This window comes from Chryseobacterium scophthalmum (assembly GCF_900143185.1).
Lineage (GTDB): Bacteria > Bacteroidota > Bacteroidia > Flavobacteriales > Weeksellaceae > Chryseobacterium > Chryseobacterium scophthalmum.
The window spans coordinates 632638-659425 of record NZ_FSRQ01000001.1; the positions used below are offsets into that span (position 1 = coordinate 632638).

The following is a 26788-nucleotide window of genomic DNA, read 5'->3' on the forward strand; positions in this document are numbered from 1 at the left end:
TTTTTTATTTAATTAAATTTTTCTGAAAATTTTTGCCTCGTAGAGGTAAACTGTTCATAGCTTTTGTTTTGCAATTTGCAGGAGCTCCGTAGGAGCGTCATGTTAATCTTCGATCCATTCAAATAAATATTTTGAATCATATTCAATTTCAAATTTTGACATAAATTCTAAATATTCTTCTCTGAATGTTTTCTTTTTATGATGTTCTTCTTGATTTAAAATATATTTCACAACCGTATCAACACTGCTTTTAGAGTAAGAAAATGCACCATAACCTTCCTGCCAATTGAATTTTCCATTCATCCATCTTTTTTCATTAATGAATTTTGAAGAACCTGCTTTAATATCTCTTACCAAATCAGAAATTGTAACCGTCGGACTCATACTTACAAGAATATGAACATGATCCGGCATTGCAAAAACTGCGAATAATTTTTGATTTCTATGGGAAACAATACCTGTGATAAATTTATGTAACTCCTCTCTGTTTTCTTTTGGAATCAGGTTTTGTCTTCCTTTAACAGCGAAAACAATTTGGATATAAATTTGTGTGTATGTGTTTGCCATAAAATTATTATCAGGTCGCCTCTACGAGGCTTCATGTTTTCTAAAATTATTCTGCTATTAACAGTTCGCTCCTACGGAGCTCCCTATTAATTTCTTAACGGTTTTCCTTTCTGTAACATAAACTGAATTCTCTCCAAAGTTTTTCTTTCGCCACAAAGCTGTAGGAAGGTTTCTCTTTCAAGATTCAATAAATATTGTTCGGTCACAACAGTTGGTTCAGAAAGATTTCCACCTACCAAAACATTGGCTAATTTATCTGCAATCTTTTTATCGTGTGCAGAGATAAAGTTTCCTGTTAACATTTGGTCGGTTCCCACATAGAACATTCCAAGAGCGTCTTTACCAAGAACTTTTACCGTTTGCTCAATGGGTTGAGTATAACCTTGTTCAGCTAATAATTTTGCAACTTTTTTAGCTTCTGCGATCTGACGTTTTTTGTCAACGACTACGATATCTTTTCCTTTTTCAAGAATTCCCATGTCGTAAGCTTCGTAAGCAGAAGTTGCCACTTTTCCCATGGCAATATTCATGAAAGCTTCACGAAGACGGTTGTTTTTCACATCGTCACTGTGGAATTCTCTTGAAGTTCTCAAAGCAAATTCTTTCGTTCCGCCACCGCCTGGAATTACACCAACTCCGGTTTCTACCAATCCGATGTAAGTTTCTGCAGCTGCAACCACTCGGTCTGCATGCATTGTCATTTCGCAACCACCACCTAAAGTCATTCCGTGAGGAGCAACAACAACAGGAATAGAAGAGTAACGAACTCTCATCATCGATTTTTGGAAATAAGCAATTGCCATATTCAAATCATCCCAATCCTGCTCGATCGCCATCATTAAAATCATCGCTAAATTCGCTCCAACAGAGAAATTTGTGCCTTGATTCCCGATTACTAATCCGTCGTATTCTTTTTCAGCTAAATCAATTGCTCTGTTTAATCCGTCTAAAACTTCGCCTCCAAGAGAATTCATTTTAGAACGGATTTCAAAATTGATAATTCCGTCGCCTAAATCTTCAATTGAAGAACCTGAATTGCTCCAAAGTGTCTTATTTTTTCTGATATTATCTAAAATAATAAAAGCATCTTGACCTGGAATTTTGTTGTATTCTCCCGAATTTTTATCAACATAAATGCTTTGTCCATCTTCATTGACTTTATAGAAAGATTCCACATTTTTAACCCAGTCTGAAACCTCGTAACCAGCTTCTTTAGCCAATTCGATACCTTTTTGAACACCAACGGCATCCCAAATTTCAAATGGACCATTTTCCCAACCGAAACCAGCTCTCATTGCATCGTCGATTTTGTAAACTTCGTCCGAAATTTCAGGAACTTTGTGCGAAACATAAGCGAATAATGCTCCCAAAGATTTTCTGTAAAGCTCTCCAGCTTTATCTTTACCACCAATTAAGACTTTAAATCTGTCAATTGGCTTGTCGATATTTTTAGTTAATTCTAAAGTAGGGAAAGAAGATTTTCCTTGAAGTTCGTATTCTAAAGTATCAAGGTTTAATCCGTGAATTTCAGATTTTCCGTCTGCGCCTTTCACTTTTTTATAGAAACCTTGTTCGGTTTTTGAACCCAACCATTTGTTGTCTACCATTTTCTGAATATAATCAGGAAGGGCAAAAACATTGTTGAAATCATTCGCTTCAGCACCGCTTTGACGAACACCATTTGCAACCATTACCAAAGTATCTAAACCTACAACATCGGCTGTTCTGAACGTCGCAGATTTTGGTCGACCAATAACCGGACCTGTCAATTTATCGACATCAGAAACATTTAAACCTAATTTCTGAACATTATGAAGCAGATCCATCATCGAGAAAACCCCAATTCTATTGGCGATAAATGCAGGAGTATCTTTTGCTAAAACAGTTGTTTTGCCTAAGAATTTCGCTCCATAATTCATATAGAAATCAATAATTTCAGGAGATGTATCTTTTGTAGGAATAATTTCTAAAAGAGGAAGATATCTTACCGGATTAAAAAAATGTGTTCCTGCAAAATAATGTTTAAAATCATCGCTTCTTCCTTCCACCAACATATTGATCGGGATTCCGGAAGTATTTGAAGAAACTAAAGTTCCTAGTTTTCTAAACTGTTCAATTTTTTCGTAAACCGATTTTTTGATGTCAAGTTTTTCAACGACAACTTCAATGATCCAGTCTGTATCTTTTATTTTCGCTAAATCATCATCAAAATTCCCTACTTTAATTCGCTCTGCAAATTTCGGAGAATAGAGTAGTGCAGGACTTGCTTTTTTAAGTTTTTCAAAGTTTTCGGAAGCAATTCTGTTTCGCACAGCTTTGTCGTCTTTTGTCAAACCTTTTTTCTGTTCGGCTTCATTTAATTCAAAAGGAACAATATCGAGCAGTGAAACCTGCACGCCAATATTGGCAAAGTGTGCAGCAATACCGCTTCCCATAATTCCGGAACCTAATACCGTAACGTGTTTGATTCTTCTTTTCATTAATATTTATTTTAGTTATTATCGCTTAATTTCACCTCTTTTGGTTAGGATTTTTATTTAAGACGTTCCAAAAAAGGCGAATTTTTTATTTTCTGTTATTCAAGTCGGCAGCAATTTTCATGATTTCACTCATTACTTCTTTGAAGGTTTCCAATTTATCAGGAGAAATTTTCTCCATCACTTTTTTGTTGAAATTTACCACCACTTCTTTCGACATGTTTCTTGAGCTTAATCCTTTATCCGTAAGCTTAATGATGACTTCTCTTTTATCGGTAGTCGTCTTTTCTTTGTAGATATATCCGTTGTCTTCAAGGAGTTTAATAATTCTTGTGAGAGAAGTTGGCTCGATTGCCATTTTTGGACCTAAATTGGTACTTCTTGTCCCTTCTTTGGGATCAATTTTCAGTAATGTTAAAGCCTGAACAGCAGTAGAATCGTGTTCTTGTGCAAGCTCAGTATACATTTTTGAAACAGCCAACCAAGTCTGTTTTAGAATGAGGTCTACGTTTTCTGTTTTTTCTTTATTATTATCCATCATATTATTTTTGCTAATCGGTTTTATCAAATGTAGTAAATATTATGCATGCATAGTATTAATTAATATTAAAATTTATTAATTAATTGAATGTCAATAGTTTAAATTATATGACAAGCATAATACTATGCATGCATAGTATGTAGAATAAACAAATAAAAGATTGTATTAATGAAGCTTTGCAACCAAATTAACGATTTCTTCGAAGGATTCGCATTTGTAGATTTCGTTTTTATAAGAAATCTCCCAAAATGTATTATGATATTGAAAATGGAATAATGAAAGGTCTTTTTGAAAGTTTTTTTGCAATAAAGAGTAGAGCATCTCTTTTTGAATTTCGGGCGAAATAATGGAAGGAGCCACAAAATTTTTATTTACCTGGAATAATGATGCATTGGTCAACTCATCATGCTTTAGTAAAATATCCTCAACAATTCCCGAAAATAATTCCTGGTTTTTAACATACCAGATTTTATCGGCAAATTCTTTTGCCAATCGCCAATCGTGGGAAGAAAATAAAATCAGTTTATTTTGTTCTTTGGCAAGTTTCCGAAGTGTTTTTAGAATAATAATTTTATTCTTTTCATCCAAATGAGTTGTTGGTTCATCTAAGATAATAATAGGCGAGTTCTGCGTTAATGCACGTCCAATAAAGGCTTTTTGGAGATTTCCGTCAGATAGATTTTTTAAGGGGGTATTTTTATATTGCTCTAAATCTAATTCTGTAATAATATCTGAAACTTCATCCCGATCTTCTTTTTTAAGCTCAAAATAAAAAGGATAATAAATGTATTTTCCTAAAGAAATCAAATCTTCAACCGTGAAATTTTGCGGAATGATCGCTTTAGAAAAAACAATGGCAATATTTTCGGCAATTTCTTTTACCGATAAATGTTTTACATTTTTGTTGTTAATTAAAATTTCTCCACTCAACAAAGGATTTTGATGAAGAATAGATTTAATTAAAGTAGTTTTTCCAACACCGTTATTTCCAATCAACAAGCAAACGTCTCCTAAATTCAAAGATGCATTGGCATTTGAAATTAAGGTTTTGTCGTAGCCGATATTGGCTTGTTTTATTTGTAGGTGCATTTTTGTTGGTTTTAATTTTCCAAATATTTTACTTATTAGAGTTTATGTTTCAATCGTTTTATTTTCTCTCGCAGATTTTACAGATTACGCAGATTTTTTACATTCTATTTGTCATGCTGAAAGCATCTCTACAAAGTTAGTTTAGATTGACTTTGTCGTACCACTTGGTTAGGTTTCCTACGGAATGACAAATATTCTCAATCATCTGCTTTATCTACAAAATCTGCGAGAATATTTAAAATTAACCATTGACTCATTCACTATTCACATTTACACTTTATTCTGTTTCAAAAGCATCATTAAAATTACAGGAATACCAAAAACTGAACTGATTACATTCAAAGGAATCTGCGATTTTTCGGCAACCACTGAAAAGAATAACATCATCAACATTCCTAAAAACATATTCAAAATCCATTGCTGCCAAAGTTTTGCAGGGTTATAAATTAGCCTGCAGAAATGAGGAACAATAATTCCGATGAATAAAATAGGCCCTAAAAATGCTGTAACCGATGCGGAAAGTAGAGAAGAAGCAACAATGATCATCAATTTCAGGTGATTTAAATTAACTCCTAAACTCTGTGCGTATGAACTTCCAAGAGAATTTCCGATTAAGGGTTTTATGGTTTTAAAGCAAATCAATAATCCAATAAAAACTAAAACAGCAAGAACGATAATCTGATTTCTCGATACCATATTATTGGCTCCGAAAGACCATAAAATATAATTTTTTAAGCTTTGATTTTCCGCATAAAACTGAAGTAACGAAACAATAGCTCCCGCAAAAGCCGATACCAGAAATCCGAAAATAATCAGATATGATTTATCCTGAAATTTATTTGACATCGACAGCAAAACAAGCATCAACAGCAAGCTTCCGATAATTGCAGACAAACTAAGAAAACTATTTTGAAGAAATTCGGGCAGTAAAATATTGTGTGAAAAGAAAATATAGAATGCAACTGATAAACTTGCAACAGAGGTAATTCCTAAAATATCCGGTCCGGCAAGAGGATTTTGAAAATATTCCTGCATCAGAAAACCCGATGTAGGAATTGAAATCCCGGCTAAAAGCATTACTAATAAACGATTCACACGAATTTCAGCAATCTGACTATTGGTAGAATCCAGGAAAAAATCCTGAAGATGTAAAGTCAAAAATCCTGTATTCAAATTGATAATCGCTGTCAAAATAACTGCGATTACTAAAAATAGACACAGGATTTTAAATTTTTTAGACATTTGAAACTAGAATAATCTTATTTTAGAAAAGAATCAATCTTTGAATTAAGCATTTCTTCACTCATTGAACCTACAGCTTCTTCGGTTTTATCACCTTTTCTGAAGAACGTAAATGGAATATTATTTCCACTCCATTGTTGAAAATTTTTAAAAAAATCTTGGTTTAACTTGCTATCATCAAGAAGAAGAATTTTATCTGCCAAACCGCTTGTTTGTGCAAAAGCAGAAACTTCGGTTTGCCAATCTGGTTTATTAAAAATATTTATAAAAGTAAACTTTACGGGTTGCCCTTTTAACTCTTCAATTTTCTTTTTAAAATGAGGCATTTCCATCATGCATGGTCCACACCAGGTTGCAAAAAAATTGGTTACATATAAAGTATCGTTATTTTTAGACAGAATCTCAGTTAAGCCTTTTTGATCAACTTCTTTAAGTGAGATTTTAGAAGTTTCACTTTCCGGTGTGCTCTGAATATTTGCAGAGTCTGTTGCGCTGATATTTTCTTCTGTTTTTTTTGCTTCTTTTTTACAACCGATAAGAACAGTTGCTAAAATTGCAGTCAAAATTATTTTTTTCATAAATAATATTCTTTGTTAAAATGAAATATACGAAAGGTATTTTTCATTGGTTTTGTTGCAAGAAAGTTGGGTGAAGGTCGGTTTCATAATTATTTTTTATTTATTTTTGAAATGAAGTATGGAACAACAAATCTATAAAGGAAAACTGACGCAGTTTCACTGCCTAAAAATAGCTAAAAAGGAAGACCTGACCAAAAATACTTTTTCGCTGGAGCTTGAGATCCCGGAGGATTTAGAAGAAAATTTCACGTTTGAAGCAGGGCAATTTGTAAGTGTAAAATTCAATGCTGAAGGAAAAGAAGTTATTAATGATTATTCAATGACTTCGGCTCCGTATGAGAAAAAAATAGCTTTAGGAATTAAAATCAATTCTGAAAACGGTGCAACCGCACAGCTTTATAACAATTATGAAGTTGGTGATGAATTGCTTGTGAGCGAACCCAATGGCAGATTTACTTTAGTTTCTAAACCCAGCGAATTCAGAACGATTGTAGGCTTTGCTGCAGGAATTGGAATTACCCCCATTTTAAGCCATTTTAAAAATATTCTTCATAATGAACCGAGAACGAGACTGTTTCTTTTTCTTGGAAATAAACGCTCTGAAGAACTTGTTTACCGTGATCTTTTAGATAATCTTGCAAGGCAACATCACAACAGATTGCAGATTTTTTATTTTTATTCGCAGGAGAAAACCGCAGATCAGTTTTTCTACGGAAGATTAGATGCAAAAAAATTGAATTTAATTATCAATCAAATCCTACATTTGGATGATACCGATGAAGAATCCACAATTTGGGATGCCGTTGACGAAGTTTTAATTTGTGGAAAAGGGGAGATGATAAAAACTTTAGCCAATGCTTGTTATCACCACGGAATTCCAAAAAAGAACATTCATTTTGAATTGTTTGAAGAATTTAATGATGATATTTATCCTGTAGAAAAAGAATTTCCATTGATAGAAAATGTAGAGGTAGATTTTCAGCTTTTGGGAAAAAAATATCAAACGGTACTTTCAAATAATCGGGAAAAAATTCTTCAACAGCTTTTGATTCAGAAATTCCCGGTTCCTTATTCATGCAAATCAGGAATTTGTGGAAGCTGCGAATGTACTGTAGAAGAAGGCGAAGTAGAACTTTTGGAAAACGAATATCTTACCGAAAAAGAGGAAGCTCAAGGCAAAATATTAGCATGTATGTCAATTGCAAAAACTAAGAAAATAAAGCTTAACTTTGATTTTAATTGAGAATCATCCGAAACATATTTAAATTATTTTTTGTATCAGTAGAAATTGTTTTTCTTCTGATATGTTTGTCTAATGCCTGGGTTTTCGGATTGACCAATGGTAGAACTTATACCAAGATTTCAAAAATTCCGCCAAGAGAAGTTGCTTTGGTTTTAGGAACCTCCCCAAGAATGCGTTCCGGACTTTCTAATCCTTATTTTACCAAAAGGATGGATGCAACTGCATTGCTCTATCATCACGGAAAAATTAAGAAAATTATTGTAAGCGGCGAAAAAAGCAAAGGATATAATGAACCTGCCGCGATGAAAAACTATCTGATTTATCAGGAAGGTGTGCCCGAAGAAATCATTATAGAAGATCCTGAAGGTTTTAATACGTACAAAAGTATCTTAAGGTGTAAAGATGTTTACAATAAGAAAAATGTGATTATCGTTTCTCAGGGTTTTCATAATTTGAGAGCATTATTTTTTGCACGAAACAATAACATGAATGCTTTAGGTTTTGATGCGCAAGATGTTACAAAACCAGAAAGTTACTACAGAAACCAATCCCGCGAAATCCTCGCAAGAGTGGCCGCTGTAGTTTATTTTATTTTTGGAATTTCTTCGGATTAGAAAGGATATCCGAAAGCGATATTTAAAGTTGGTTTTAATGGTTTAATATCATGGAATCTCCATCTGTCACCATCAGGTTTGTTCGGATCGTAAATTTTGTAAGCTAAATCTACTCTTAAGGTAATGTAAGCAACGTTTACTCTAAGTCCAAATCCGCTACCAATACCCATTTCTCTGATGAATTTATTAAATTTAAACTGATCATCAAAACCATTATTTTCAGTATTCCAAACGTTTCCGATATCGGTAAAAATAGCACCTTCGTACATTTCGGTAAATGGAATTCTGTATTCTATGTTGGTTGTCAGTTTAATATTCCCCATCAAATAAGTACGTACTTTTTCGTCAATCTGAGAACCACCCGGTCCTAAACCGCCAAATGCAACCCAAGCTCGGATATCATTAGAACCTCCATTAAAATATGATCTTACAAATGGCATTGCTGAAGAGTTTCCGTAAGGAATACCTATCCCGATAAACTGTCGTAATGCTAAAGTCTGATTACCATTAAATTTAAAATATTTTCTTACATCAAAATCAAATTTCACAAACTGTGCATATGGAATTCCAAAAATTGTTCTTTCAGGACTTCTTAAAATTCCACCGTCATCTTGTCTTTTCTGATTAAAAACACTTGGTATATTTCCTGCCAATTCTACTTTTCCGTTAAAATAAAAAGCATTAGGATAATCTTTTTTACCAATTTCATTATAAATAAAATTATAAATCATTGATGAGATAAGAACGTCCTGAGTCTGTCTGTCTTTATTCACAATTGTTCCCAGAAAAGAAAGTAAATCATCAGCTTTTTTAGGATCTGTCGCAATAGATGCTGCGTATCCTAAATCACCAATAATCTTTTCTGAAACCTGGTCTCTTGATAAAATTCCGGACTCAAAATCCTGTTTAATTTGTGGATTAGAAATAAAATAATCATTAAAAACAGTCTGTCTTACAACATCATCATTCACGAAGAAATCATAATAACTGTCTTTATTTTTAGTTAAACTGAAAAGGGTGTTAAACAAAGTTAATCTGTGAGAAACCTGATCATTAACATTGGCAAAATAATTTAAACCTGTATTAAAGTTGGTTCTTCCCAAACCGATATTGTTCTGTACCGAAGCTCCCAAAACAATTGATGATGTAGGAGTATATCTTTTAGGAATCAGTTTATAATAATTAAACGGAAGCAATAATCTCGGAAAGCTTAGAGAGCCTTGTGCAGAATATTCATACGCTAAAATTCTTGTATCTAAATTTTTAGGATTTCTGATTGATCCGAAAGTTCCTGCAACGCTCGTCGTCAAGTTTTCTGCACCACGAAACACGTTTCGGGTTGTAAGATCTACAGAAGGGGAAACCCCTAAATTTAGTAACTGAGAATAATTGATATCTGTTCCTATCTTTAGCTCATATTTATCTAAAGGTTTCAAGATATATAAAACATCTACAATACTGTCGTTTGGAGCAGTTGCACCACCTTGTCTCAAAGAATCTCTGGCTTTAAGGATGCTAAAATTATTCATAGCCAAAAGGTTTCTTTTGGTAAGGTCTAATTTTTTCTGATCATAAATAGTTTTACTATCAACAATAATGGTTCTCCATAAAGCAGAAGTCTTATAATTTTCATTCATTTTATGAAATCTAATTCTTCTAAGACTGTCTTTCACTGTTCTTCTTGGAAAATCTGAATGACGATCAACAATTGCGACGTCAATATTTCCAAAAGTAGCTCTTTTGTAAGGACGATTGATGGAATCTTTACGAATTTCTAAAACCAACGGAACTTCTTTTCTGCTCAAAAGAGAATCTGCAACAAAACCTACCTCATCATTTCCTGCATTGAATCTGTAATATCCGTTTTCACGCATCCAGTCGTTGATTCTGGTAATTTCTTTTTCTAAAACAGTCTGATCGAGCAATTGCCCGCTTCTTACCAAACTTTCGTGCATTTTTTGCTGGTAAAGTCCTTTAATCCCTAAATCTGGAATGTGGTAATAATATTCTTTAATATTTGTAGGACTGTTGTGTGTAATAGAATACTTTACAGACGCTTTTTTAGCTGTAGAATCAAGCTTGTGAGCATATTTTACTTCTGCATCCCAAAAACCTCTGTACGTCATTCTTTTTTCAATAGACTGCGCGCTTTTTTCAGTTCTGGTCTGATCTAAAATCACAGGAGGAGTTCCCCAATTATGATATAGTCTGTCCATGAAAAGACTATTACCAACACTGCTCTGCATATTGTATTTTGTAAAAAGAGAATCACGAAGTTTCTGATTTCTCATCTCACTCGGATACGTCATATATTCATTAAGAATCGTATAGTATTTAGGATTGGCTGCATTGTATAAAAGAAGACTTAGCGGCATGAAAAGCAGCTGCTTTTTGTTGGGCTTCTGCTGTACATAATCTTCCAGCTCATCATCGAAAAACTGTTTTTTATCTTCAAATTCAAAATTGTTTTGAGTAAGCAGATATTCACCATCCGGAACTTTTTTTGTGGTACTGCATGCATAAAGTAAACCGACAAATGTTGCAAATGATATTATTTTATAATATTTTTGAGGAGAATTCTTAAAATGCTTACAGCTCATACAATTAAAATTTTACAGTCTTTAGATAAAAAGAAGTTCAGGCAAAAATACAACTTGTTTTTGGTTGAAGGGAATAAAACTATTCTTGAACTTCCTAATTCTAACTTTAAAATTAAAGAAATATTTTCTACAGAACCTAACAATTTTCTGTCCAAAGATGTTCAGTTTACACAGATCACTGAAAATGAACTTAAAAAAATAAGTTTTTTACAAAATCCTAAAGATTCTGTAGCGGTTTGTGAATTGCTAGAAAGATCTGAGTTTATTGACAAAGATTTCCAATTGGTTTTAGACGGAATTCAGGATCCCGGAAATTTGGGGACGATTATCCGTTTGGCAGACTGGTTTGGAATTGAACAGATTATTTGTAGTGAAGACACGGTGGATTTTTACAATCCAAAGGTTATTCAGGCAACCATGGGTTCTTTTACAAGAGTAAATATCGTCTATTGCAATTTGGTTGATTATCTTTCAAAAACTGAAAACATCAATGTGGGAACCGATATGGAAGGGGAGAATATTTATCATTTCGAAAAACCAAAGAAAATCAATCTTATTTTAGGAAACGAAGGAAACGGAATGCGTGATGAAACAGAAAAACTTCTTCACAAGAAAATAAGTATTCCAAGATTTGGAAAATCGCAGTCTACAGAAAGCCTGAATGTTTCTATGGCTGCAGGAATTATTTTAGGCCAAATGTTTTCAAAATAGACAAGAAATTAGAAGTTAGAGGTTAGAAATTAGTAAAACAAACTTTATTTTAAACTAACTTCTAACCTCTAGATTCTAACTTCTAAGATTATATAAGTTGCTCCATACTGGATACACTTTTTGTTTTTTGATAAGTTTCCAACTTTGTGCGGATAAATTTTAAAGCCATTGGTGCCACATAAATTAATGCTGCTCCCAAAATTTTCTTTTTCCAGTTTGAACTTTTCATGTTTTTCTTTGCATAATTTGCTACAAAAGCAGTAACGGCAAGTTTGATAACAGTGTCCATTGCATCGCCTTTAAATGCGCTTCCTGCAATTCCCACTGCTGTATTTTTACTTAGAAAAAGATCTTTTACTTCAGATGTAATCTGCTTTGCAATAACATCTTTTCTAATTACTGTCTTTTCTTCACCATCTTCATCAATCTTCTCCTTTAGATACTGATCACTAAGACCATTAGTAAATGCACTCAAGCTTTCTTTTGTATTTTTAAAAGTTAAAAGTGCTTCCAGATCAGTTATTTCACTTTTCAAAAGTTTCTTCTTTCTTTTAAGTTCTTCCAGACTCTCGTAATTTCTGCCCATAGTTTAGTGATTTAAGAATTCTATTACTTTATTTGCTACCATATGCACGATTCTTTTCTTAAAGGTAACAACTAAAAGCATTACTACAAAATAAAATGCTGCAACAATCAAGAATCCGTATGAATAATTATCTAAAGCTTTACCAATAAGAAACGCCAACCCAAAATTGAAAAGAATGATAAAAAAGCCAAAAGCCACCAACAATATCACTAGATAGGCAATAACACCTGCAGAAATTGAAGATTTTTCTGTGGCTTCAATTTTTAGCAAATCTATTCTCTTAGATGCGTATTCTTTAATAGTTTCAATCATCCTTATATTTTTTTTAAAAGTTACAAAAAAAGGAACTCTTTTAACTAAAGTTCCTTTTTTATATTTAATGAAAAATTAAATACAATTATTTAAGATTGTTCAATTCAGATTCTACATCTTTTACCATATCGGTAGTTTTAGAAACAATTTGATCTTTGTACTTGTCATATCCGTCTTTTACAGTATGAGCTACATTATTGGCAGTTTCTTTGAAAGTAGAAGAGATACTGTCGTACTGATCTTTTACTTTTTCAGATACTTCACCGTATTTATCTTTAGCCTGATCTTTTAGATCATTTGCTTTGTTTTTGATTTTTTTTCTTGTTTCTTTTCCTTCTTCAGGAGCGTAAAGCATTCCTAAAATTACACCTGCTGCAGCACCTGCTAAAAGACCTGCCAAAATACCTGCTGTATTATTTCCTTTTCTAGACATTTTTTGTTTTTTTAATAGTTAATAAATACTAGTTTTCGTTTTAAAAGGTTACAATTAATATACCAATCAAGATTTGTGACTAATAAAAATTGTTAATTTTTGTAAGATATTGCAATATGCTTTCGATTGTTTGACTTTTTGTCAGGTTTGTATTATCAATTAGGATGGCATCTTCTGCCTGTCGCAATGGTGAGATCTCTCTTTCACTGTCAATACGGTCTCTTTCGATAAGATTTTCTTTCACATGAGCCTCATCAGCTTCGATTCCTAAAGATAAAAGTTCACTGAATCTGCGTTTTGTACGTTCGTCAATACTTGCGGTAAGAAAAAATTTAAAATCGGCATCGGGTAAAACTACGGTTCCGATATCTCGTCCGTCCATAATTACACCGCCATTTTTTGCAATTAATCTTTGTGCATCAAGCAAAAAATCTCTTACTTCTTTTTGTTTTGCAATTAAGCTCACATTTTCAGACACTTCATTGCTGCGGATTTCTTTGGAAATATTAATATGATTAAGCAAAAGAATCAATTCATCTTCTTCTTTTTTAAACTCAAGATCAATTAAATGAAAAGATTTGAAAAGTAACGGTAAATTAATGGTACCGTCTTCATCCATACAATTTTGCAGAGCAAACCAGGTAATGCCCCGATATAAAGCACCGGTGTCTAAATGGACGATGCCCAATTTTTCGGCAATAATTTTTGAGATAGAACTTTTTCCGGTAGAAGAAAAGCCATCAATAGCAATCACTGGTTTTTTCATAAGACAAATTTCAAGAAATTTTCTGAAAAAATCAAGTATGAATCAATGATAAAGTTGAATATTTAAAGTTTTACAATAAACTTACTCTCCTCGATGACCGCTTAAGTCTACAGAAATCCCGATTTGATTGACATTAGAAGAATTATGATATCTCACATGAGCATAATCTAAACGGAATTTGGAAATTTTTAAACCAAAACCGGCAGATAATCCTGTAAAGTTTCTTTGATCAGCTACAGCAAGCTCATTTCCTCTTCTCACATTATATCCTAATCTGATGTTGAAACCTTTTTCAGGGAAAAGTTCGGCACCAAGAGAAAAATGATCGGCAAGCTTTCTTCCGAAACCAATTTCCTGTCCATTAACATCATAATCAGAAGAAATATCAAATTTCTGTAGATCGTGCGCCGTAATGGTAATCGCAAGAGGAATTGCTTTTAATATTTTGGTATATCCTAAATCGATTCTAAACGGAAGATTTTCTCTCTCGCCATTGAATGATTTAAACTGATAACCGAAATTTCTCAGCACTACAGAAGCTACTTCTTTGCTCTGTTTGTTGTGATAAGTCATTCCTAAAGTTCCCGATAAAGCAGAAGAAGTATAGGTGTCGATTTTTGAAGTAATGAAATTTAATCCACCTCCGATCGTCCAGTCTTCTTCAAACTGATAAGCATATCCTGCTCCTACAGCAACATCTGAAGCTGAAAATTCTCCCATTTCAAAACCGCTTTCGTCGGTTCTGGGAATATTTCCGTAGCCCAAATATCTTGCATTTACGGTAACCATATGCCCGTTATCTAAATCTTTAGCAAAGGCAATCGTTCCAAACTTTGAGTCTGCCAAATAAGTAGAAGCATTTATTGAAAGCTGTTTATCTGAATCTTTATTCAACAAAGCCGGATTTGCAATGGCAAAAGAAACATCATAATCTCTAACCGTAATAGCATCGCCACCTAAAGCAGCCTGTCTTGCAGAGACGGGAATATTTAAGAAAGAGTAAACGTTTGTTCCAGTTTGTGCAAATGAAACAATTCCCGAAAGAAATAGTGAAAAAATTAGAACTTTCTTCAAATCAGTATTTAATTAATGCAAAAATAATCCTTTTTGCTACTTATCAAAATATTTCTTTCATTATTTCTGTATAATATTTTTCTTTTTTTCAATATTTTTAATGATTATATTTGCAAAGTTAATTTTCAAAGAAATTAATTCTCAAAAAACTATTATTAAAATATACAATGAAATATAAAAGAATCCTTCTCAAACTGAGTGGTGAGGCATTAATGGGGAACAGACAATACGGTATTGATACCGAAAGACTGATGGAATATGCTCAGGAAATCAAGAAAGTGGTTGACAGAGGCTGCGAAATTGCGATTGTAATTGGAGGAGGAAACATTTTCCGTGGCGTAGCAGGAGCTGCAAAAGGAATGGATAGAGTACAGGGCGATTATATGGGAATGCTTGCAACCGTTATCAACGGAATGGCTTTACAAGGCGCTTTGGAAGATGCAGGAATTAAAACCAGACTACAATCTGCTATCGAAATGGATAAAGTGGCAGAACCTTTCATTAAAAGAAGAGCAGTAAGACACCTTGAAAAAGGTAGAGTAGTGATCTTCGGAGCCGGAACAGGAAACCCTTATTTTACAACAGATACTGCAGCAACATTAAGAGCTATCGAAATAGGAGCTGATGTTATTCTTAAAGGAACAAGAGTGGATGGTATCTACGACAGCGATCCTGAGAAAAACGAAAATGCAGTAAAATATAATTCTTTAACTTTCGAAGAAGTTTTTGAAAAAGACCTTAAAGTAATGGATATGACTGCCTTTACATTAAGCCACGAAAATAAATTGCCAATTATTGTTTTTGATATGAACAAAGACGGTAATTTATTGAAAATTGTAGACGGAGAAAATGTAGGAACTTTAGTAAATCTTTAAAAAAAAGAGCAAAGTAAAAAGGTAAAAGTTTAAAGTACAAAACCCTTATTACTAATTACTTATTATTGATTGCTCATACAATGTGTAACTATTCAAATTTTATATATATAATGGAAGAATTAGATCTTATCATAGAATCTGTAAAACATGATATGGAAGCGGCTCTTAAGCACCTGGATCATGCATTTCAAAGAATCAGAGCGGGACGTGCGTCTACAAGCATGGTTCAGGATGTGATGGTAGAATATTACGGTGCGCCAACTCCTATTAATCAGGTTGCTAACGTTTCTGTGCCGGATGCAATGACCATCTCTATTCAACCGTGGGACAGAACCGCAATTGGTGCTATTGAAAAAGCTATTATTAATTCTAACTTAGGATTTGCACCTTCTAATAACGGAGAAAACATCATCCTTAACGTACCACCTTTAACTGAGGACAGAAGAAAAGAATTGGCTAAACAAGCTAAAGGTGAAACTGAAGATACTAAAATCGTTGTAAGAAACGCAAGACAAAACGGTATCAAAGAACTGAAGAAACTGGAAGGAGTTTCTGAAGATTTAGTAAAAAATGTGGAAGCTACAATCCAGGAACTTACAGACAAGCATGTAAAGCTTTGTGACGACCATTTGAAAACAAAAGAAGCTGAAATTATGAAAGTATAATTTTCAGGTTTTGAAAATATAAAAAGAGAGGATTCGGTAATGAATCCTCTCTTTTGTTTTTATAAAATACAATCTGTTTTTCCTTTTTTATCTCTGTTTTTTATAACAGTTTCGAAAGTTTTTCTTAATTCTGTATCATTACAGTTTTTACTTTCTCCATCTGAAACATTTTCAGGTTTTAATTGGTTTTTGGTTCGCAGTGTATATTTTTTATCTCTGCAGGAAATTAATTGATCATTGATGTAATAAAATCTTTTTTCTTGTATATCATCTTTGGTTTCGGGCTTTTCTGGTGTTCCTCCATCAAAACTCCAACCGGTTTCTTCCTGAAAAATAAAAAATGGTTTTCCGTTTTTCAAATAATAATTTTCTACTGATGAAAAATGGCTGTCTCCATGAAAGTGTTTAATACTTTTGAGTTCTCCGTTTAAACTGTAATAAACCACGTTTCCGGAAACTTCATTACATTCATAATCAAAACTTGTAGAATCGAGCTTTTTGGCGATTAACTGATTATTAAGTAAAGCATATTCAGTTTTTATTTCTTCAATGCTTTGCGGAGAATTATTTTTTGGTAAGCTGTCTTTTACTGAAACATTTTGTAAACTGTCTGATAGAGAATTTGCATCAACCGGTTCTTTCTTTTTGTTTTCGCAGGAAAATAGAAAGATAAGACTTGGTAGCAGAATAAGTTTTTTCATTAATTAATATTTGGTTTTTTGGAAGGAGCAAAAAATATGCAATTCTAAACTTAATTTAAATAAAAATGCAATTGAATTTCAGCTACATTTTTCATCATTTGTTAGGTTCTGCAATAATCCGATATCCATAAAACTGGGAGGGGTTATAGGCAGAATACTCTTTCACTAAAGCAATTTTACTTTTAGGAGTAATCCATATATTTACAGGGATATCATTTTTTAAAGATTTTTTAAAATTCTGCACATAAATATCTTTTAAATTCGGAGTATTAGCTTCAGAATATTGTGGTATAGAATACATTTTTACAAAATAATTATACAGGAAATCTTTGTCCATAGTTTTTATTTGATCTGCAGTGTAACTATTCATATTGTCCCATGAATTTGAAACGAAAATATATGGATTTCCGTTTTCAAAATCATTATAGAAAACCAATGAATTTTTCCCAAGTGCATTGTAATATCCTGTAGGAGTATTAACTGAAAAATTATCCCAATTCGTTACAAGAAAATCTTTGGTGTCTGAAACTTTTAGGTTAATGTCGTCTTTATAAATTATTTTCCCGCTTTTATAGCCTAAAATACTTGCATTGTAATTTCCAGGAAGATAGAAGTTGTGATTGAATTGAGTTGTTCCCACATTTCCATTATCCATTTTTTCAAAAAGTCTTTTTGTTTCTTTTATATCAGAAATTTTAAAAACTAAAGAATCCAGATGCTGATCAAGATCACCAAAATAACTTGACTGGTTCTTTTGTTCTAATTTAAATACAAAACTATCAAAGATATTACCTGATGTTTTATTAACAGATAATTTGATTTCCATACTTGTTAAATCCGGATCATTAACGACTGGAGTTTCTGCAGGAATTAAATCTACAATTTGTTCATCAGTTTCTGAGCACGAAATAAAGAAAAGTCCAATTAAGGAAATTTTTAAAATATTTTTAAGCATTTAAATTTATTTTTAAAATTAAAAATCACTAGTTATTGAATAAAAAATAATGCAAATATATTTATTAATGAATCACCTCACAACTTCAAGAATTATTTTTACCATAAAAATGACAATAATCAGGTAAGAAAAAATAGCAAAAAAAAATCCGAAATTTCTTTCGGATTAAATTATTATTGATAACGTTTATGTTCTTTCTGCTTTACGAAGAGTTTCGTAAGAGGTTTAAAGAAGGCTTTGTATTTTTCCGAATCGAATAACTGAGAATCTGTTAAAGCTTTATAAGTCATTAAAATTCCAAAAGGAAATAATATCATATTCGGAAGCCAAGCTGCAAGATACGGACTCATTTTTCCAGACCAGGCAACGTTTTCAAAACCTACATTGATTACATAGAAAATGATGAATATTATAATCGCTATGATAACCGGAACTCCCATTCCTCCTTTTCGGATAATAGATCCCAAACTCGCACCAATCATAAAGAAAATGATACATGTGAAAGAGTAAGTAAGAATTCTCTGCTGGTAAATAACTACTTTGCTGAAATATTTAACACTCGGATCTAGTTCTTTGTCTTTAGAATCCAGATTGGTTTTCAGATTATCAAGTCTTGAATATGCATTCGTAAGAAGCTGCAGTTTCTTTTCTCCTTTTATAGAATCTAGTTTGTATTGTGATTTTACAGGAGCTTTGGTTTTATTTTTGTCCATATAAGTAATCACAGCATTGGTTTGAGAAATAATATCGTTACTGATATTATCTGCAGTTCTGGTGTTGTCTTTTTTTGTTTTATCAATCGTAGCCAAAAGTTCAGTATACGTCTGAAAACGGTAATCGTCTGTAATCTGTTCTTTTTCGATGGCTTTATCAATCAATTCACTGATGTCGAAGTGAATGGTTAAGCTATCAAATTTTGTTACCTGATCGGGCTGTTTTAATCTTACATTATCGGGTTTTCCGGCATAGCTGTCTTCAATTACACTTCCGTTATATAAAATAAGCTTCATGAATTTACGATTTTTTGCATTCGCAAATTTTCCCTTTTCAGCAACAATCGTTTGTTGGTTTTCGTAGTTGCCTGCTTTTTTATGAATAAAAATACCTTCTAAATCTCTTTCATCCTTACCAACAATTTTATCAAATTTCACCATCATACCAGGAATCTGATCAATAAACTGTCCCGGAGTAAAATTCAATGCAGGTTTGGTTTGAGCAATATTAAAAAGCATATTCTTCGCTTTCCTTTGGAAATCGGGGATAATATTATTGGAAAAAAAGTAGAGCATGACTGCCAAAACAGCAGTTACGCCCAAAAGCGGCATCATCACTCGCGTTAAAGAAATTCCAGCAGCTTTCATTGCCGCAAGTTCGTAACGTTCTCCCAGTTCACCGAAAGACATGATACTTGCCAATAAAACCGTCAGTGGTAAAACCATACTTACAACACTTACTCCAAGATAGAAAAGGAGCTTCATGATCTGTAAAGTCGTTAAACCTTTACCCATAAACTGACCAAGCTGAATCCAGATAATGTTTACAATAAATATAAAAAACAGTACACTGAATATAAATAAAAAGGGACCAAAAAAGGTCTTGATGATATATCGGTCTAAGATTTTAAACATTCGCCAAAATTAATGAAAAAGCCACAAAGTTTTCTTTGTGACTTTAAATTTTAATATTTATTTAGAATTATAATTCTGTAACAAGATAATTTTTGAATTTTGCCTTGTCAAAAACAAACATATTCGGGTCTAATTGCTGGTTTTCTTTGTATTCTTTTATTGCAATTACAGAGATATCTTTATTGTTTCCGTGTTGCTCTAGTTTCAGCATTTGCTTTTTCGCAGAATCTACATAAAGATAAATATATTTTAATCCGTTTGCTTTTACCGGAGTTAATTTAATTAAATCTGCATTTACACCATCAACTGTTTTTTTTCCACCGTATGCAACATTATAATCTTTTCTATACGATGTAAGATAATTGATAGGGGAGAACATGGTGCTGCTTGCGTTGGGTTTTGCAACGGTAACTTCCATGTCTTCGGTATTGATGTTATAGATTTTGTTTCCATCGAAAATCTGCTCGGTTTCCATGATTTTCAACTTGTACTTATCACCTGCAGAATAATAAATTCCCGGCTCTGTTTTAGAAACAGCTCCGTTCATTCCGCTTCCAAAAGCAAATTTGAAATATGAGTTTTTCTTAGAATTGTAGTTCGCTGTAATATCGTCTAATATTTTTTTTGCTTTCGCATCAATTTTCTGTGCCTGCACAAAACCAATACTTCCTACTACTAATGTTCCTAAAACTATTTTTGATATTATTTTTTTCATTCTAAATTTTTCTAATTTTTCCTATTCTTTAGACTTTCATATCCTCTGAAAGTTAAAATCGTAGATTTTTTTAATTTTAATTTCGCAGATCTTCCAAAAACTGTTCCAAAGAATATAGATCACTGATGAGAACTTCTCTTGCTTTAGCTCCGTTAAATCCTCCAACAATACCGCTTGCTTCCAATTGATCCATAATTCTTCCGGCTCTGTTATATCCTAATTTAAGCTGTCTTTGCAACATTGAAGTAGAACCTTGCTGAGTTGAAACAATAATTCTTGCAGCTTCTTCAAACAAAGCATCTTTTTCATTAGGATCAAATGCACCGACTGTACTTGTTGCTTCTTCAGAAACAAATTCAGGAAGTAAGAAAGCTGAAGCATATCCTTTCTGTTCGCCAATAAATTCTGCCAGTTTTTCAACTTCCGGCGTGTCAACAAAAGCACACTGAAGTCTTAAGATTTCATTTCCGTTGAAATAAAGCATATCTCCTTTACCGATCAGCTGATCTGCACCTGTAGAATCTAAAATTGTTCTAGAATCTACACTCGAAATTACTCTGAATGCCGCTCTTGCCGGGAAGTTTGCTTTAATCATACCAGTAATTACATTCACAGAAGGTCTTTGTGTAGCAACAATTAAGTGAATTCCCACTGCTCTTGCTAACTGCGCCAATCTTGCAATCGGAAGTTCCACTTCTTTTCCAGCCGTCATAATCAAATCTGCAAACTCATCAACTACCAAAACGATGTAAGGTAAATATCGATGTCCGTTTTCAGGATTTAATTTTCTTTCGGTGAATTTTTTATTGTATTCCTTTAAATTTTTACAGAAAGCATTTTTAAGCAAATCATAACGCTGATCCATCTCTACACAAAGAGAATTCAAAGTATTAATTACTTTATTGGTGTCTGTGATAATCGCATCATCAGAATCCGGAAGTTTTGCCAGATAATGTCTTTCAATTTTTGAATATAAAGAAAGTTCCACTTTTTTAGGATCTACCATTACAAACTTCAATTCACTTGGGTGTTTTTTGTAAAGTAGAGAAGTAAGAATTGCATTAATACCTACAGATTTTCCTTGTCCTGTTGCTCCCGCCATCAAAAGGTGAGGCATTTTAGATAAATCTGCCATGAAAACTTCATTAGAAATTGTTTTCCCGAAAACTACCGGCAAATCCATATCTGTATTCTGGAATTTCTGAGAAGCAATCACCGATCTCATAGAAACCATCGTAGGATTTTTTCTCGGCACTTCAATTCCAATTGTTCCTTTTCCAGGCATTGGTGCGATAATTCTGATTCCTAAAGCGGAAAGATTCAACGCAATATCATCCTGTAATTTTTTAATAGAAGCAACTCTGATTCCTGCTTCCGGTACAATTTCATACAAAGTAACGGTTGGTCCAATTGTCGCTTTAATTTCAGCAATTCCGACATTAAAGTTTTTAAGAAGTCCAACAATTTTATTTTTATTTTCTTCTAACTCTTCTTTATTTATAGAAATTTCTTCATTTCCGTAATCTTTCAATAAATCGATTGGAGGCATTTGAAATTTAGCCAAATCTAATCTGTGATCATACAAACCATGTTTGTCAACCAAATCCTGAGATTGTTTTTCTGCATCATCTATAATATCAATTACCGGAGCAACTTCTACCTTAAATTTAATTTCATCTGCCTCAGAAGACGAAGAAAAAGAAGTGGAAGGTGAAGAATTTGAAACCGGAGCATCAAAAGCATCTTCTGGTTTTATAGTAGGAATTGCAGGTGTTGTTATATTTAAATTTAACGTAGGTGCAGTTTCTTTGTTATCTTCAAAAGAAGTTTGGTTAGGAGTTACAATAGTTTCAACTTCTGGAATGGGTTGAATTTCCTGAATAACCGGATTTTGTTTTGCAACTTCAGGAGTTTTTCTATTATCAGATAAATCTGTAACCGTAATATTTTGTACTTCTTCGTTTACTTCCTCTTCTTCCAGTTCCTGATCGGCATCAAAATTTTGATCAGAATTTGGCATCATCGATTTTACTTTTCCGATGGTATTTTCATTAATTATATCAAGTTTAGCTTTTATTGAACTTGGTCTAAGATTAAATTCAAGAATAAAATATAGGGCAATGCTTACAACTAAAACTACCCAAAGACCAACATTTCCAATAATTGCAGAAAGAGAATCCATGATTTGATATCCATAAACTCCGCTTAAAACACCACCGTTACCGTTACCTCTTGTAATAGCTCCCAATAAAATGGGTAACCAGCAAATAAAGAAAAGTGAGTGACCAAAAGTCATCCAAGGTTTAAAGATTTTTTTCTTCAAAATCATTGTTCCGAAAACTACAAATAGAAATGCAACAATAAATGAAGCAATACCAATGCTTTCAAAAATAAAAAGATTACCAAGCCAGTCTCCCAGCTTTCCGAATATGTTTGATGATTTTATCGATTTATCTAAAATTGTTCCGGCCTGGCTTTGATCCGCCTTCCAATTCATTAAATAAGAGATAAAAGACAGCGTAAGTACTCCGGCGAAAACAATTGATGTAAGTCCGAAAAAAATACGTTGTTTTGATAAGATTCTGCCTGTTTCAGGCATTTCTGGTTGTTTTTTTTGTGATTTCTTTTCCATAATGTCAGTCTGGGCAAATTTAATGTTTTTTTTAGATTTTAAATATTTTTTAGGAGAAAACACGTTTGTTTTTTGATGTGATATTTTATGTTTGAAATCTGTGTCTGTTTTTATGTTTTATTTAATAAAAATCAGCTTATTAAGAACGTTTCAAAATAAGCTAAATCCCTTTTAATGTGATAAAAAACAGCTTTTTTTAGCCCTCTTTCGGTTTATCATCCTTATTTTTGCATGTCAAGTAAAAAAAATCATGAAGAAGATCCAAGATATTCTTATTTCAACCAGAACAATGGCAGTTCTATTGCTGGTTTACGCATTTTCCATGGCTTATGCGACGTTCCTAGAAAACGATTACGGAACGCCTGCTGCAAAAGCCTTAATTTATGAAGCAAAATGGTTTGAGCTCATTATGCTTCTCCTCATTATCAACTTTTGTGGGAACATTAACCGTTACCGCCTTTGGAAAAGAGAAAAATGGCCACTTTTGGTTTTTCACCTTGCCTTTGTTTTTATTTTTATTGGGGGTGCGATTACAAGATACATCAGTTTTGAGGGGCAAATGACGATCAGAGAAGGTGAAACTTCAAATGAAATCGTTACCGACAAACAATTCTTTAAAATTCAGATTGAAGATAAAGGTGATGTGTTGAATTATCAAGATGTTCCTTATTTAATGTCACCATTACACAAAGACTTTAAAGCAACTTATGATTTCCACGGAAAACAGGTTAAAGTAAAGACTTTGGATTATGTTCAGAGAAAAAAAGACAGCTTAGTTGCTGATGCGAATGGTGCAGAATATCTTCATTTGGTATCTACTGCAGAAATGGGAAGACAAAATATTTACATCAAATCCGGAGAAACAAAATCAATCAACGGAACTTTGGTTACTTTCAACAGAGCTATTGACGGAGCTGTAGAATTTAAGCAAGAAAACGGACAGATTTTGATCAAAACTCCTGTTGATGCAACGTACATGACGATGGCAACTCAGGCAACCGGAAATACGGCTAAAGATCAATATCAGCCTTTGGTTTTAAGAAGTCTTTATAGCATTAACGAATTAAAGTTAGTTGTTCCTGAAGGTCTTAAAAAAGGGAAATTAATGGCTTTTGAAGGCGACAAAAAGAAAGATCAGAATGTTCCTGACGCAATGACGATAGAAATAGAAGGCCCGAAAACGAAACAAATCGTAGAGCTTTCTGTGGAAAGAGGAAATCCGAATGCCTACAAACAGGTAACAATGGATGGGTTGAATATTATGGTTGGGTTTGGTCCTAAAATTTATACCACTCCTTTTGCTATAAAATTAGATGATTTTGTAATGGAAACTTACCCTGGAAGTTCATCTCCAAGTGCATACGAAAGTCACGTAAAAATCATCGACGAAGGAAAACAGACTCCTTATAAAATCTATATGAATAACGTTCTTAATTATAAAGGTTACCGTTTTTTCCAGGCAAGTTATACGCCGGATAGAATGGGAACTTTACTTTCTGTAAACCACGATTATTGGGGAACTTTGATTTCTTACATCGGTTATGCATTCTTATTCGGAGGTATGTTTGTAATGTTTTTCTGGAAAGGAACACATTTCTGGAAACTTAATAAAATGCTGAAAGACATTAATAAGAAAAGAGCTGCAACAGTTGTTTTATTATTCTTGAGCTTAACGTTAAGCGCTCAGAAAATTGAAATGCATGGAACAAACGATGGAAGCGGAGAACATGTACATGTAGAAGGAGATGGTCATACTCATGAAGTGGCTCCTCAAGCAACTCAATCACAGGGAAATCAGCAGAATTCTAATTCTTTAGCTGCTCCTTTGACGAAAATGAGGATAATTTCGCCGGACGAGATTATTTCGAGAAATAAAATCAGTAAAGAACATGCAGATCAGTTTGGTTATCTTTTGGTGCAGAATTACGAAGGAAGAATTGTTCCGGTTAATACACAGGCTTTAGATATTTTAAGAAAGCTTTATCAAAAAGATAAGTTTAAAGGAACTGACGGAAAATACTTAACAGCTGAACAATGGTTTTTGTCAATTAATACAGATACACCAAGCTGGACAATGGTTCCTCTTATAAAAGTGGATTCGAAAGGAGGGAAAGCACTTTTAAAACGTGTGAAGGCAAACGAAGATGGTTATACAACTTTGATGAATCTTTTCCCATCTGATGCTAACGGAAACCTAACTTATATTTTGGATGAAGAATATAACACAGCATTCCGTAAAAAACCGGCATTACAGTCTGAGTATGACAAGGAAGTTATTAAATTAAACGAAAAGGTTCAGATTTTTAATGAGTTTTTCAGTGGACAATTTATGAGAATCGTTCCGGTAAAAAATGACCCAAACCATACTTGGCATTCTTGGCTTGACCAGAAAATGGAACCAGATATGGAATCTCAAAAAGTAATGGGACCTTATTTTGCAGAAGCACTTCAGGCTCAAAAAACAGGAGATTGGAGCAAAGCAGATGCTGAATTAAAAAAACTTTCAGACTATCAGCAGAAATGGGGGAAAGCAGTTGTTCCTTCAAAAGAGAAAGTTGATTTAGAGGTTTTTATCAATAAAGCAAACATTAACTTTTTCTTATTAATTTTCTACACTATCGTTGGTGGTTTGGTATTTATTTTAGGTTTTGTAGAATTATTTAAACCTACCAAAATTCTTAATAATATCATTAAAGGAATTATTTATCTTGGTCTTGTAGGTTACGTTGTACACTTTTTAGGACTGATTGCAAGATGGTATATTTCTGGTCACGCTCCTTGGAGTAACGGTTACGAAGCAATTATTTTCATTTCATGGATAGGAGTTTCAGCAGGGATGATGTTCTATTTCGGATTCGGAAATCCAAAATTGAAACAACAAGATTCTGAAAATAAATTATCAAATAAAAACCATTCTAATGCATTAATTCCGGCAGCAGGGTTTATGGTTGCGGTAATCATGATGGGCTTTGCTCACGGAGCAGTAGCACTTAACCCGCAGATTACACCTTTGGCACCGGTTCTTAAATCTTATTGGCTGGTTGTACACGTTGCTATTATTGTATCGAGTTACGGTTTCTTTGCATTGTCGATGATTATTGCTGTAATTACACTGATATTTTATATCATTACAGATAAAAAACAGTTCAAATTGCATAATGATTCGACATTAAAAGAATTGGCAATTGTATCTGAAATGTCTTTAACAATCGGACTTTTTGCATTAACCGTAGGAAACTTCTTAGGTGGAATCTGGGCGAATGAATCTTGGGGAAGATACTGGAGCTGGGATCCAAAAGAAACGTGGGCATTTATCTCAATTATGGTATATGCATTTGTTTTACACATGAGATTGGTTCCGGGATTGAGAAGCAGATGGGCATTCAGCGTAGCGACAATGTTTGCTTTCTGTTCTATGGTAATGACGTATTTCGGAGTAAATTATTACTTAAGTGGACTTCACTCTTATGCAGCAGGAGACCCTGTTCCAATTCCGGCTTGGGTATATATCGGTTTAGCGGCCATGTTTACTTTAGCATTAGTATCTTACTTTAAGTTTGTTGCTTTAAAGAAAAAATAAATCATTAAGATATTTATAGAAATCCCGAAAGTTATTTTCGGGATTTTTTTTGTTTAAAACAGTAAAAATTTTTAACTAAAAAAATACACCCATAAGAAAAGAAGATTAAGAAACAAAATAACTAATAACTAATAACTAATAACTAATAACTAATAACTAATAACTAAAAAATACATATCTTTATGATATCAAAATAATATCACT

The 26788-nt window shown here is 33.1% G+C and carries 23 protein-coding genes; 6 read left to right on the top strand and 17 right to left on the bottom strand.

Annotated features, from left to right (window positions below; translation table 11 throughout):
• Window positions 1–102: 102 nt before the first annotated feature.
• The 6 genes from tnpA to BUR17_RS02855 all read right to left on the bottom strand — a co-directional run bounded on the left by tnpA (window position 103) and on the right by BUR17_RS02855 (window position 6494).
• A complete protein-coding gene (gene tnpA / locus BUR17_RS02830) occupies window positions 103–567 on the bottom strand; it encodes an IS200/IS605 family transposase (protein WP_074228607.1) in 465 nt (154 codons plus the stop codon).
• An 86-nt stretch (window positions 568–653) separates the two neighbouring features.
• On the bottom strand, window positions 654–3047 hold the full coding sequence (locus tag BUR17_RS02835) for a 3-hydroxyacyl-CoA dehydrogenase/enoyl-CoA hydratase family protein (protein WP_074228609.1): 2394 nt from the start codon (window positions 3045–3047) through the stop codon (window positions 654–656).
• Window positions 3048–3132: 85 nt separating this feature from the next.
• A complete protein-coding gene (locus BUR17_RS02840) occupies window positions 3133–3582 on the bottom strand; it encodes a MarR family winged helix-turn-helix transcriptional regulator (protein WP_074230200.1) in 450 nt (149 codons plus the stop codon).
• A 168-nt stretch (window positions 3583–3750) separates the two neighbouring features.
• A complete protein-coding gene (locus BUR17_RS02845) occupies window positions 3751–4674 on the bottom strand; it encodes an ABC transporter ATP-binding protein (protein WP_074228611.1) in 924 nt (307 codons plus the stop codon).
• A 270-nt stretch (window positions 4675–4944) separates the two neighbouring features.
• Complete coding sequence (locus BUR17_RS02850) at window positions 4945–5916, bottom strand: FecCD family ABC transporter permease (RefSeq protein ID WP_074228613.1); 972 nt, start codon at window positions 5914–5916, stop codon at window positions 4945–4947.
• A 17-nt stretch (window positions 5917–5933) separates the two neighbouring features.
• On the bottom strand, window positions 5934–6494 hold the full coding sequence (locus BUR17_RS02855) for a TlpA family protein disulfide reductase (protein WP_074228615.1): 561 nt from the start codon (window positions 6492–6494) through the stop codon (window positions 5934–5936).
• A 118-nt stretch (window positions 6495–6612) separates the two neighbouring features.
• Between BUR17_RS02855 and BUR17_RS02860 the strand changes: the two genes are divergently transcribed.
• Together BUR17_RS02860 and BUR17_RS02865 are read left to right on the top strand one after the other, a co-directional pair.
• Window positions 6613–7737 (top strand): flavin reductase family protein, encoded by a 1125-nt coding sequence (locus BUR17_RS02860; protein WP_074228617.1) that lies wholly within the window; start codon window positions 6613–6615, stop codon window positions 7735–7737.
• The gene (locus BUR17_RS02865; RefSeq protein WP_084550366.1) at window positions 7734–8351 is read left to right on the top strand and encodes a SanA/YdcF family protein; all 618 of its coding nucleotides are present in this window, start codon (window positions 7734–7736) and stop codon (window positions 8349–8351) included. Before BUR17_RS02860 ends, BUR17_RS02865 begins: the two co-directional genes overlap by 4 nt.
• Here the strand turns inward: BUR17_RS02865 and tamL are convergent.
• Complete coding sequence (tamL, locus tag BUR17_RS02870; RefSeq protein WP_074228619.1) at window positions 8348–10951, bottom strand: translocation and assembly module lipoprotein TamL; 2604 nt, start codon at window positions 10949–10951, stop codon at window positions 8348–8350. The genes BUR17_RS02865 and tamL overlap by 4 nt on opposite strands.
• Here tamL and BUR17_RS02875 point away from each other — a divergent pair.
• Window positions 10937–11662 (top strand): TrmH family RNA methyltransferase, encoded by a 726-nt coding sequence (locus tag BUR17_RS02875; RefSeq protein WP_074228621.1) that lies wholly within the window; start codon window positions 10937–10939, stop codon window positions 11660–11662. The two genes, tamL and BUR17_RS02875, sit on opposite strands and share 15 nt — an antisense overlap.
• An 88-nt stretch (window positions 11663–11750) precedes the next feature.
• Here BUR17_RS02875 and BUR17_RS02880 read toward each other — a convergent pair whose 3' ends face one another.
• From BUR17_RS02880 to porQ, 5 genes are all read right to left on the bottom strand, one after another.
• Complete coding sequence (locus BUR17_RS02880) at window positions 11751–12248, bottom strand: phosphoribosyl-ATP pyrophosphatase (protein WP_074228623.1); 498 nt, start codon at window positions 12246–12248, stop codon at window positions 11751–11753.
• A gap of 3 nt (window positions 12249–12251) precedes the next feature.
• On the bottom strand, window positions 12252–12560 hold the full coding sequence (locus BUR17_RS02885) for a phage holin family protein (RefSeq protein ID WP_074228624.1): 309 nt from the start codon (window positions 12558–12560) through the stop codon (window positions 12252–12254).
• An 85-nt stretch (window positions 12561–12645) separates the two neighbouring features.
• A complete protein-coding gene (locus BUR17_RS02890) occupies window positions 12646–12993 on the bottom strand; it encodes a YtxH domain-containing protein (protein ID WP_074228626.1) in 348 nt (115 codons plus the stop codon).
• Between the two features lie 79 nt (window positions 12994–13072).
• Window positions 13073–13759: a (d)CMP kinase gene (cmk, locus tag BUR17_RS02895; RefSeq protein ID WP_074228628.1), complete on the bottom strand. Its 687-nt coding sequence runs from the start codon at window positions 13757–13759 to the stop codon at window positions 13073–13075.
• 81 nt (window positions 13760–13840) lie between these two features.
• Window positions 13841–14833, bottom strand: a complete 993-nt coding sequence (gene porQ / locus BUR17_RS02900) for a type IX secretion system protein PorQ (RefSeq protein WP_074228630.1) — start codon at window positions 14831–14833, stop codon at window positions 13841–13843.
• Window positions 14834–15000: 167 nt separating this feature from the next.
• On the opposite strand from porQ, the gene pyrH reads away from it, so the two are divergent.
• Complete coding sequence (gene pyrH, locus BUR17_RS02905) at window positions 15001–15708, top strand: UMP kinase (RefSeq protein WP_074228632.1); 708 nt, start codon at window positions 15001–15003, stop codon at window positions 15706–15708.
• Window positions 15709–15818: 110 nt separating this feature from the next.
• Window positions 15819–16373 carry a ribosome recycling factor gene (gene frr, locus BUR17_RS02910; protein WP_074228635.1) on the top strand — a complete coding sequence of 185 codons (555 nt, stop codon included), beginning with the start codon at window positions 15819–15821 and terminating at the stop codon, window positions 16371–16373.
• A 59-nt stretch (window positions 16374–16432) separates the two neighbouring features.
• Here frr and BUR17_RS02915 read toward each other — a convergent pair whose 3' ends face one another.
• The 5 genes from BUR17_RS02915 to BUR17_RS02935 all read right to left on the bottom strand — a co-directional run bounded on the left by BUR17_RS02915 (window position 16433) and on the right by BUR17_RS02935 (window position 23004).
• A complete protein-coding gene (locus BUR17_RS02915; protein ID WP_074228637.1) occupies window positions 16433–17074 on the bottom strand; it encodes a hypothetical protein in 642 nt (213 codons plus the stop codon).
• 94 nt (window positions 17075–17168) lie between these two features.
• On the bottom strand, window positions 17169–18029 hold the full coding sequence (locus tag BUR17_RS02920) for a hypothetical protein (protein WP_074228640.1): 861 nt from the start codon (window positions 18027–18029) through the stop codon (window positions 17169–17171).
• A 173-nt stretch (window positions 18030–18202) separates the two neighbouring features.
• Window positions 18203–19657 (bottom strand): LptF/LptG family permease, encoded by a 1455-nt coding sequence (locus BUR17_RS02925; protein WP_074228642.1) that lies wholly within the window; start codon window positions 19655–19657, stop codon window positions 18203–18205.
• A gap of 67 nt (window positions 19658–19724) precedes the next feature.
• Window positions 19725–20372, bottom strand: coding sequence for a LolA family protein (locus tag BUR17_RS02930; protein WP_074228644.1), 648 nt, complete (start codon window positions 20370–20372; stop codon window positions 19725–19727).
• A gap of 76 nt (window positions 20373–20448) precedes the next feature.
• On the bottom strand, window positions 20449–23004 hold the full coding sequence (locus BUR17_RS02935; RefSeq protein WP_074228647.1) for an FtsK/SpoIIIE family DNA translocase: 2556 nt from the start codon (window positions 23002–23004) through the stop codon (window positions 20449–20451).
• A gap of 250 nt (window positions 23005–23254) precedes the next feature.
• On the opposite strand from BUR17_RS02935, the gene ccsA reads away from it, so the two are divergent.
• A complete protein-coding gene (gene ccsA, locus BUR17_RS02940; RefSeq protein WP_074228649.1) occupies window positions 23255–26584 on the top strand; it encodes a cytochrome c biogenesis protein CcsA in 3330 nt (1109 codons plus the stop codon).
• The last annotated feature ends 204 nt before the right edge of the window (window positions 26585–26788 follow it).